At 74.5% G+C, this 10,132-nt stretch carries 6 protein-coding genes; 3 read left to right on the forward strand and 3 right to left on the reverse strand.

The window, feature by feature from the left end:
* Positions 1-2: 2 nt before the first annotated feature.
* The 3 genes from ACFCY7_RS28025 to ACFCY7_RS28035 all read right to left on the reverse strand — a co-directional run bounded on the left by ACFCY7_RS28025 (position 3) and on the right by ACFCY7_RS28035 (position 7,638).
* The gene (locus ACFCY7_RS28025) at positions 3-3,137 is read right to left on the reverse strand and encodes a protein kinase (RefSeq protein ID WP_376488835.1); all 3,135 of its coding nucleotides are present in this window, start codon (positions 3,135-3,137) and stop codon (positions 3-5) included.
* A 149-nt stretch (positions 3,138-3,286) separates the two neighbouring features.
* Entirely contained in the window at positions 3,287-5,698 is a 2,412-nt protein-coding gene (locus tag ACFCY7_RS28030) for a serine/threonine-protein kinase (protein WP_376488836.1), read from the reverse strand.
* A gap of 233 nt (positions 5,699-5,931) precedes the next feature.
* Entirely contained in the window at positions 5,932-7,638 is a 1,707-nt protein-coding gene (locus ACFCY7_RS28035) for a glycerol-3-phosphate dehydrogenase/oxidase (RefSeq protein ID WP_376488837.1), read from the reverse strand.
* A 266-nt stretch (positions 7,639-7,904) separates the two neighbouring features.
* Between ACFCY7_RS28035 and ACFCY7_RS28040 the strand changes: the two genes are divergently transcribed.
* The 3 genes from ACFCY7_RS28040 (at position 7,905) to ACFCY7_RS28050 (ending at position 10,092) form a co-directional block, all read left to right on the forward strand.
* Entirely contained in the window at positions 7,905-9,146 is a 1,242-nt protein-coding gene (locus tag ACFCY7_RS28040) for a nucleotide sugar dehydrogenase (protein WP_376488838.1), read from the forward strand.
* A gap of 77 nt (positions 9,147-9,223) precedes the next feature.
* On the forward strand, positions 9,224-9,517 hold the full coding sequence (locus ACFCY7_RS28045; protein WP_376488839.1) for a hypothetical protein: 294 nt from the start codon (positions 9,224-9,226) through the stop codon (positions 9,515-9,517).
* A gap of 50 nt (positions 9,518-9,567) precedes the next feature.
* On the forward strand, positions 9,568-10,092 hold the full coding sequence (locus tag ACFCY7_RS28050) for a hypothetical protein (protein WP_376488840.1): 525 nt from the start codon (positions 9,568-9,570) through the stop codon (positions 10,090-10,092).
* Positions 10,093-10,132: the final 40 nt, after the last annotated feature.

Raw genomic sequence — 10,132 nt, forward strand, 5'->3', positions numbered from 1 at the left:
CTTCAGCGTCCGGGCCGGAACGCCCTCGTCGCCTCGTCGTGGATCTCGCCGACCTTGTCGCGCTCGGCGTACGGGCCGATGACCTGGACGACGTGGTACCTGCCCCCGTCGATCAGGGCCAGGTTGCGGACGAAGACCTCGCGGCCCGTGCCGTCCAGCCACCAGTAACTTCCCGTGGCCGTCGCCGTCCTGCCGATGTCCACCCGGCGCGTGCGCTCCGCCCCCGACCAGCTGGACGCCCGCCACGGCTCCAGCTCGCGCTCCCGGGTGTTCTGGTACTCCAACGGGTCGCCGCCGTTGTCCCGGACGCTGTCCCGGCCCGGCACGACGATCATCGTGAAGTCACCGCTGGTGTAGCGGACTTGCCCGGCGTCGTTGATCGGGCTGCGCCGCCATCCGTTCGGCACCCCGATCCGGAAACCCTCCGGATCCTGCCGCAGGGTGTACCCGGCGGCGAGGGCGGGCACCGACGGATCCGCGGCGGGCGGAGCCGTGGTCGCCCCGGCGGGCGGCCCGGTGGTCGGCTTGCCCGTCGGTCCGCCCGACGGCTCGGCGGACGGCCGCGCCGTCGACGGCGGCGCGCCGGTCGTGGGCGTGGCCCGCGCGTCGGGGGTCTCCGCGTCGCCGGGCATGAAGAGGACCGCGTACGCCACGGCCCCGCCGAGCAGGAGGAAGACAAGCACCAGCAGCGTACGGCCGAGGGAGCGCGGGGAGTCCGGACCCCCGGACGACGAGGCGCGGGGCGCGCGGGGCGCCCGCGGAGCCCGCTGCGGGATCTCCTCCTGGTACTCCTCCCGGTACTCCGCCCGGAAGCCGCCCGAGGGTTCCGCCGTCACGTCGTGGGGCGCGCGCTCGTACGCCCGGTCACGCTCGTACGTGTGACCGCGCTCGTACGCGCGCTCGTACGCGGAGTCGTGCTCGTGGACGTCCTCGCGGCGGTCCGCGGGACGCGGGTCCTTGCCGCGCTTGTGGCGGTGCCGGCCCGCCCCCGCTCCCCCGCGCCGGCGGCGCACCAGCTCGCCGCGCCGGCGCACGATCGGCAGCCGCTTCTCGTCGAAGGACGGCAGCGGCACGACACCCGCCCCGGCCTCCGGCTCGGGCGCCGACCTGACCAGGGAGCGCAGCCAGCCGCGCAGCTCCTCGAAGTCCGGCCGCTCGATCGGGTCCTGGCGCAGCAGGGACTCCACGACCGGGCGCAGCGGCCCGCACTCCTCGGCGAAGGCGGGCGGCTCGGCGCAGACCAGCTGGACCAGCTCGGCCGCGCTGTCCTCCGGATAGGGGGCGTGCCCCTGGACCGCCCGGTAGAGCAGCGCGCCCAGCGCCCAGAGATCGGTGGCGGGGCCGATGGGCGGCGCGAGGCGCCAGTTCTCGTGGACGGGCCCCGCCTGTTCCGGCGCCCAGCGCTCGGTCACGGCGCCGACGACCGCGATCCGGGTCTGCCGGGCCCGCTCGGCGTCGAGCCGCGTGGCCGGGCCGCGGTACTCCCCGGCCGTCACGGCAACCGGCTCCCGGTCGTCGTCACGGGCACCCGCGGGGGCCGGGACGCGCGCCGGCCCCGGAGTGGCGGCCGTGTACCCGGCGGGCAGGGCCGGCCGCCCCGAACCGGGCAGCACCGAACCGCCCCCGGCCGGGATCGGCCCGGAGGCGTCCCGCGAGGCGTGCGGGCCGTCGCTCCAGCTGCCGGCCAGCATCATCCGCGGCGGGCCCGGCTGCGGCCCACGGCCGCCGTACGTCTCGCCGTCGTCGTCCTCGTCGTCCTCGTCGTCGTCCGCCACCCGCGCCCACCACTGCGGCTCGGGCGCGGCGGGCGGCGGCGGCAGCTCCGGCGGCGCGGGGCGCTGGACCGGCAGCGCCCCGGTCTCGCCCAGCCGCGCCGCGGCGCGCGCACCCGCCCGGTACGCGGCGATGGCACCGGCCCGCGCGGCCCGCACGTCGGCGGTCGGCGGCGTCGGCGGCGTCGGCGCGGGCGCGGGCTGCGACGCGGCGGTGGACTCGGAGGACGCACGGCCGTAGGGATCGGCGCCGTAGGGGGCGGAGGCAGGATCGACGTCGGTGGAGTCGACGTCGGTGTGGTCCACGTCGGTCGGGTCGTCACCGTGGGAACCGTCGTCGCCGTGCGGCCCGGAGCCGGAGGAGCCGGTGTCGCCGTCCTCGCCGGGGTCCCCGTCATAGGCCTCGGTGACGTCCGGATCGGTGTCGTACGGATCGTTGTCGTACGGGTCGGTGTCGTACAGGTCGGCGGCATACGCGTCGGCGGCATGGGGACCGGTGCCGTACAGGTCGATGCCGGCGCCGTCCCCCGCGAGGAGCCGCCCACCCGTCCGGCCGTCCGGGCCGGGCTCCTCGTACACCTCCGCCTCGTAGACCTCGGCCTCGTACACCTCGCGTACGAACTGCTGGGAGCCGTACCCCTCCTCGGGCTCGGGCCACTCGACGACGGACGGCTCGACGACGGACGGCTCGGCTTCGAACGGAGCACCTTCGAACGGAGCGCCCTCGAACGGCTCGGCTTCGAACGGCGCGGACTCGGTCGGGACGGGTGCGTAGCCGCAGAGGGCTTCCTCCGCGGCGCCGACCGCGAGGCCGGTGAGGACGACCCGGCCGTCGTCGCAGACGAGGACGGTGCGGGCGGTGATGTTCCGGTGGACCCAGCCGTGGGCGTGCAGCGCGCGCAGGGCGGTGAGGACGTCGGCGCCGATCTCGGCCGCGCGGTACGGGGTGAGGGGGCGCTCGGCGAGGAGCGCGGCCAGTGGTCTGGCCGCCACGACCTCGCTCACTATCCACAGCGAGCCGGCCTCCGCGAAGACGTCGAAGACCTGGTCGAGCAGGGGGTGGTCGGGGATCTGCGCGGCGGCCTGGGCGGCCTCGATCGCGCGGCGCACGACGGGCTCGGCGGGTCGGCGGGTCGCCCGTCCCGTGCCGCCGTAGGGGTCGGCGGGGCCGCCGTCGCCGTCGAGCACCTCGGCGTCGACGAACTCCGGCAGCGGCACCTGGCGGACCAGGACCTCCTGCCCGCTGTACGTGTCGAACGCGCGCGTCTCCACCAGCGCGTACGCGTCCGCGTACGGGTCCGCGTCCGCCGGCGGCAGCGGCAGGCGGTAGCGGTCCGCGAGCACCCTTCCCGCGTAGTCGTCCACGACGCCTCCCCACGCGCGCGCTGTCCCCCGTGGACCCCTCGGGATCGGGAGGGATCACGCGAGTCCGTCAATTCCGGTCCGGCACCGTGCAGTTAACGACTCCGTTCGGCTGCGTACCGTCCGCGAACTCTCACGATACGTGGCGCCGGTCAGTCCTTGGGCGTGAACGTGGCGAACGCCGTCTCCCGCAGCGTCCGGCACTCCGCGCCGTTCCACTCGCTCGCCTTGCAGGTGATCATGATGGAGTAGCCGTGCTTGGCGTCCACCTTGAAGCCGCGGTTGAGGACGTGCACGCGCACGCCCTTCTGCGTGCGCTCGAACTCCCAGTCGGCGACGGTCGGGTAGCCCTTGTACGAGACGGGGCGGATGCCGATGTGCTTGTAGCCGTTGCTGGTGGCCGCGACACCGGTCATGGCCGCGGCCCACGCGGCGGCCGCGTCGTCCTTCGGGCTGTCGTTGAAGTCGACCTGGACGCGCGGGAAGCCGCCGCTCTCGCTGAAGATCCCGCCGGAGTCGTATCCCGCTATCGAGCGGAGCGAGAAGGACGAGGGCATCGCCATCGAGAAGTGGAACCGGGCGTTGGTGACGAGGGCGTAGCCGGCGGGCAGCTGCGTGCCGCCGCCGCCGGGCTTTCCGGACGGCGTGGCGCTGCCGCCGTTCGACCCGTTCGTGGACCCCGTCGTGCCGTTCGCGCCGTTCGCGCCGGTGGCACCGGTGGAGTTGGTGTCACCGGGCTGCGCGCCGCCCTGCTGGCCGGGGCCGCCCGGCGACTGGCCCTTGCCTCCGTCGGAGCCCGCGGACCCTCCGGAACCGTCACCACCGGCCGAGGCGCCGGCGGACGCCGTGGTCCCCCCGCTCCCCTTGCCCTGGTCCTTCTCGCCGCCGCCACCGAGGGAGACGGCCAGGATCGTGCCGAGCACGGCGAGGACGGCGACCGCCGCGATGATCACCAGCGTGCGGCGCGGGACGACGTCGGTCAGCGTCGCGCGGGCCGATGCCGGCTTTCCGCCGTTCCGCGCCGCGTCGGGCTTCGCCGAAGCCGACGTCGAAGCCGACGCCGCCGCGTTGCGTACCGACTTCAGGGCGCCCCGCATCCGCTCCGCGGCGTCGGGGGCCTGACTCCGGTCGGCCGCCGGGGTCGGCAGCACGGCGGGCGTCGCCGGCACTCCCTCGGGGCGCGGCGGCAGCGGTACGACCGTGGTGACCTCGGGCGAGGCCGCGGGCGCCGCCTCGGGCGCGTCGAGCACGGCCCGCAGCAGGACGCGCGCGCGGGCGTCGTCGAGCCGCTGGGCCGGGTCCTTGGCGAGCAGGCCGTAGATGACCTGCTCCAGCTCGGGTCCCGCGTTCTTCGGCGGGTCGACCGGCTCGGTCATGACCGCCGTGAGGGTGGCGATGGCCGAACCCTTGTCGTACGGCGGGCTGCCCTCGACCGCCGCGTAGATCAGTCCGCCGAGCGACCACAGGTCGGCGGCCGGACCGGGCTTGTGGCCGCGGGCGCGCTCCGGGGAGATGTACGAGGGGGCGCCGACGAGCATGCCGGTGGAGGTGATCGAGGGGTCGCCCTCCACCTGGGCGATGCCGAAGTCGGTGAGGACGACCCGGCCGTCCTCGGCGATCAGCACGTTGGACGGCTTCACGTCGCGGTGCAGGATGCCCGCGACGTGCGCCGAACGCAGCACGTCGAGGATGGCGAGGCCGACCTCGGCGGCGCGCCGGGGCGTGAGCGTGCCGTCCTCGCGCACGGCGTCCGCGAGGGACTTGCCCTCGATGAGCTCCATGACGATCCAGGGACGGTCGTCCTCGTCGACGACGTCGTACACGGTCACGGCGCCGTTGTTGCGGACCCGGGCGATGGCCTTCGCCTCGCGCAGGGTCCGGGTGATGAGGCGTCGCTTCTCTTCGTCGTCGATGCTGGTGGGGAAGCGGAGCTCCTTGACGGCGACCGTGCGGCCGAGGGTCTCGTCGACCGCGCGCCACACGGTGCCCATGCCGCCGCGCCCGAGGACCACGCCGAGCCGGTACCGGCCGGCGAGGAGCCGTCCCTCGTTCGACGGGGCCTTGCGCAGCTTGTCGCCGCCGGACGCGCGCCCGGTGCCGGACGGACGGCCGCTCTCGCCGTCACCGTCACCGGCGCCGTCACCGGCGCCGAAACCGGCCCGTCCGGTCGACGGTTCGGTGCCCCGCAGCCGGCCGTTCGCGGCGGCGGGTGCGGAGGCCGGTTCCGAGGCTTCACGGGAGTCCCCGGCGCGGCCGGTGCCCGCGCCGGAACCGGGCGCCGCGGCGGACGCCGCGCCCTCGGAATCCTTCGCGGCCCGCGGGTCGCCGACGGCGTCCTCGGCGCGCCCGGCGCCGTCCCCGGCACCCTCGGCGCGCTGCGCGTCCTGCTCGGGGCGCACGTCCTCGGGGCCCTGCGCACCCCCTCCGACCTGCGCGTCCTGCTCGTCGTGCCCCGGTTCACGCGCGGCCGGGACCGCTCCTCGGTCGCCGTCGGTCGCGGCCCCCGCTGCGGCGTCCCGCCCGGGGTCCTTCGCCGTGTCCCGCGACTGCTCCGCCTCCGACATGCGTCCCCTCTGCGATCCCTGAAATTCGCCGCGTCTGCCGCTTCCCGCGCGATGCGGTAACCCGCCCTGGAAGAGAGCCCATTGTCCCTCACCTCGGGACGGGCGGCGCCCCCGGGTCCGTACTCCGGGATGACGACGCGTTCGGGCACCCCCGAGGTTCCCGCCGGAACGGGGACGACCCGGACGTCCTGTCAGATGGGTGCGGGTCGACACCCGTCGGCGGCGGGCGGGCGTCAGATCGGCACGATGTCCGGCGCGCCGAGCCGTGCGGCGTCGGCCGTCAGGTCGTCGGGCTGCCGCTGCGACTCGCGCTCCGCCTCCACCCGCTTCTCGTAGTGCTCGACCTCCTTCTCGATCTGGAGGGCGTCCCAGCCGAGGACCGGCGCCATCAGTTCCGCGCACTCGCGGGCGCTGAGCGTGCCCCGGTCGAAGGTCTCGATGGAGATCCTGGTCCGCCGGGTGAGGACGTCGTCGAGGTGGCGGGCGCCCTCGTGCGAGGCGGCGTAGACGATCTCGGCGCGCAGGTAGTCGTCGGCGGCGGCGAGCGGCTCGCCGAGGCCAGGGTCCTCGGCGACGAGGTCGAGGATCTCCTGCGTCAGGGATCCGTAGCGGTTGAGGAGATGCTCGATCCGGACGACGTGCAGGCCGGTGCGGGCGGCGATCCTGGCGCGCGCGTTCCACAGGGCCCGGTAGCCCTCGGCTCCGAGCAGGGGGGTGTCCTCGGTGACGCAGGGGGCGACGCGCTGGTCGAGGGCGTGCACGGCCTCGTCGACGGCGTCCTTCGCCATGACGCGGTACGTCGTGTACTTGCCGCCGGCCACCACGACCAGGCCGGGGACCGGGTGGGCGACGGTGTGCTCGCGGGAGAGCTTGCTCGTGGCGTCCGACTCGCCGGCGAGGAGGGGGCGCAGGCCGGCGTAGACGCCCTGGACGTCGTCCCGGGTGAGGGGGGTGGCGAGCACGGTGTTCACGTGCTCGAGGAGGTAGTCGATGTCGGCGCTCGACGCGGCGGGGTGCGCCTTGTCGAGGTCCCAGTCGGTATCGGTGGTGCCGACGATCCAGTGGCGGCCCCAGGGGATGACGAAGAGCACGGACTTCTCGGTGCGCAGGATGAGTCCGCTGGTCGAGTGGATGCGGTCCTTCGGCACGACCAGGTGGATGCCCTTGGAGGCGCGGACGTGGAACTGGCCGCGCTCGCCGATGAGGGCCTGGGTGTCGTCCGTCCACACCCCGGTGGCGTTGACGATCTGCTTCGCCCGGATCTCGTACGCGGCTCCGGCCTCGACGTCCTGGACGCGGGCGCCGACGACCCGCTCGCCCTCGCGGAGGAAGCCGATGACGCGGGCCCGGCTGGCGGCCTTGGCGCCGTAGGAGGCGGCGGTGCGGACGAGGGTGGTGACGAAGCGGGCGTCGTCCATCTGGGCGTCGTAGTACTGCAGGGCGCCGACGAGGGCGTCCTTCCTCAGGCAGGGCGCGACCCGCAGGGCGTTGCGGCGGGAGAGGTGCCGGTGGACGGGGAGTCCCCGTCCGTGGCCGGAGGAGAGGGACATCGCGTCGTACAGCGCGACGCCCGAGCCGGCGTAGAACCGCTCCCAGCCCTTGTGCTGGAGCGGGTAGAGGAAGGGGACGGGCTTCACCAGGTGGGGTGCGAGCCGCTCCAGGAGGAGTCCGCGCTCCTTGAGCGCCTCCCGCACGAGGGCGAAGTCCAGCATCTCCAGGTAGCGCAGGCCGCCGTGGATGAGTTTGCTGGACCGGCTGGAGGTGCCGGAGGCCCAGTCGCGGGCCTCGACGATGCCGGTCGAGAGCCCTCTCGTGACGGCGTCGAGTGCGGTTCCTGCGCCGACCACTCCGGCGCCGACCACCAGTACGTCGAGCTCGTGCTCGGCCATGGCCGCGAGCGCCTCGACGCGCTCGGCGGGTCCCAGTGTCGCTGTCCTCACGGCTGCTGCCTCCCGTCGTCCCCCGTCTGTTCCGCACGAGCCGGGCCCGTGTGTGGCCCGGCTCACAGACCTGATTCTGTCCCGGTCCGGTGACTTCAGCCACCGCCTCGCCGCCGCCCTATGGATAACACTCGGCGACCTTGGGATGCACAATGCCGCATATCGGTCATATTTACGCCTAGTCTGACATGGCGCCCGACCCGTTCTGTCCACCGGGCTTGCGCGTCGCGTTCCCCACGGCTACCGGGAAGGACGGCCCACCCCCCATGCCCGCTGATCTCGCCGTCATCGGCCTCGGCCACCACGGACTGCCCCTCGCCCAGGCCGCCACCGCCGCAGGCATCGACACCATCGGCTACGACACCGACCCCCGCCCCGTCGCCGAACTCGCCGCCGGCCGCTCCCCGGTCGACGGCTCCCTCACCGCCCCGGAGATCCGCCGCATGCTCTCGGGGAGCTTCCGGCCGACCACCGACCCCGCCGAACTCGGCCGGGTCCGCACCGCCGTCCTCTGCGCCCCCACGCCCCTGGGCCCCGACCGCACCCTCGACCTCACCGCCGTCACCGAAGCGGCCCGCGCGCTCGCCGCCCGACTGCGCCCCCACACCACCGTGCTCCTGGAGTCCCCCGTGCCGCCGGGCACCACCGAGGGCCTCCTGCGCGACGTCCTCGAAACCGGCTCGGGCCTCCGCGCCGGCCGCGACTTCCACCTCGCGTACTCACCCGGACGCCTCGACCCCGGCCGCCGCACCCACGGCTTCGCCGGCACCCCCAAGGTCATCGGCGGCCTCACCTCCGCCTGCACCGAGGCCGCGGCCGCCTTCTACGGACGGCTCACCGACAAGGTGGTACGCGCGCGTGGCCCCCGCGAGGCGGAGACGGTCAAGCTCCTGGAGACCAACTTCCGGCACGTCAACATCGCCCTCGTCAACGAGATGGCGGTCCTCTGCAACGAGCTCGGCGTCGACCTGTGGGACGTCATCCGCTGCGCCGAGACCAAGCCGTTCGGCTTCCAGGCCTTCCGCCCCGGCCCCGGCGTCGGCGGCCACGGCGCCCCCGTCGACACCATCGGCGCCCACCGCCCGCTCCGCCTCGTCGAACTCGCCGGCCAGGTCAACGAGCGCATGCCGCGGTACGTCGTCCAGCGCGCCGCCACCCTCCTGAACGAGCACGGCAAGTCGGCCCGCGGCGCCCGCGTCCTCCTCCTCGGCATCACCTACAAGCCCGACCTCCCCGACCGGCAGGGCTCCCCCGCCGACGAGATCGCCCGCCACCTCATGGACCTCGGCGCCGCCGTCAGCTACCACGACCCCCACGTCCCGGACTGGCGCGTCCGCGAGCTCCCCGTCCCCCGCGCCGACTCCCTCTACGAGGCCGCCGCCCACGCCGACCTCACGATCCTCCTCCAGCACCACCGCACCTACGACCTCCAGGGCCTCACGGTGAAGGCCCAACTCCTCCTGGACACCCGGGGCGCCACGCCCGCGGGCGCCGCCCACCGCCTCTGAGGAAGCCCCCGGCCGGAATTCCCTGTACCGGTGTCATATGCGGCTGCTAGCCTCCGGGACCACCGCACGCCCGCTCCGTGCGCGCATCGTCCCGGGGGCCCTTCGTGTTCGTCGTCATCCTCCTGCTCCTCGCGTTCTTCCTCACGGGAGGGGTCTGCGGCCTCTGGGTCGCGCTCGACGTGAAGGACTCCGCCGACCGGCTGGAGCGGTGGCACGTGCGCAACCTCGACCTGCGCGCGCAGGCCGCCGGACACCTGGGCCCGCACGACCGGCTCCTCACCGCCACCGGCTTCCGCGTGGTCGGCGGGGTGCCGGCCCTGCTCGGTTTCGGGCTGATCCTCGCGCCGCCGGTCGCGGCGCTCCTCGGCTGACGCCGCTCACGACCGACCGCACTTCACCGTTCCCTGGGGGGAATCACCACATGTCCCAGCCTGTTCCGCCGCCCGGCAACCCGTTCGCCGACGGCGCCGCCCCGCAGCCCTACCCGATGGCCCCGCCGCCCGCACCGACCCGCGACAACCTGGCGCTCGGGCTGCTGGCCGGCCTGGGTGCCGCCGTCGTCGGCGCCCTCGTCCTCGGCGGCATCATGCGCGCCATGGCCAAGGAGGACGGGAGCTACACGCAGCTCGGCATCCTCGCGCTCGGCGTCGGCGCGCTGGTCGGCTTCGCCCTCGCCAAGGTGGGCGGCTCCAACCCGGTCCTGCCGTTCGCGGGCGTGCCGATCGCCCTGTTCGGCGTCTTCGCGGGCCAGCTCTTCGGCTACGCCCTGATGGCCAGCTGGTGGGCCGAGCTGGACGGTCAGAGCCTGCCGGTGTCGGAGATCTTCACCGCGCACTTCTCCGACCTCTTCGCCGCGTGGAAGGAAGAGCTCGGCGCCATGGATCTCCTGTTCTTCGGCATCGCCGGCTACGAGGGCTACGTCCTCACCAAGAAGCTCTCCGCCTGACCCCGTCCGGTACGCGAAGGGGCCCCGCACCGGACGGTGC

Origin of the sequence: Streptomyces sp. NPDC056361 (assembly GCF_042262805.1) — a bacterium.
In the GTDB taxonomy this organism is placed as follows: Bacteria; Actinomycetota; Actinomycetes; order Streptomycetales; family Streptomycetaceae; genus Streptomyces.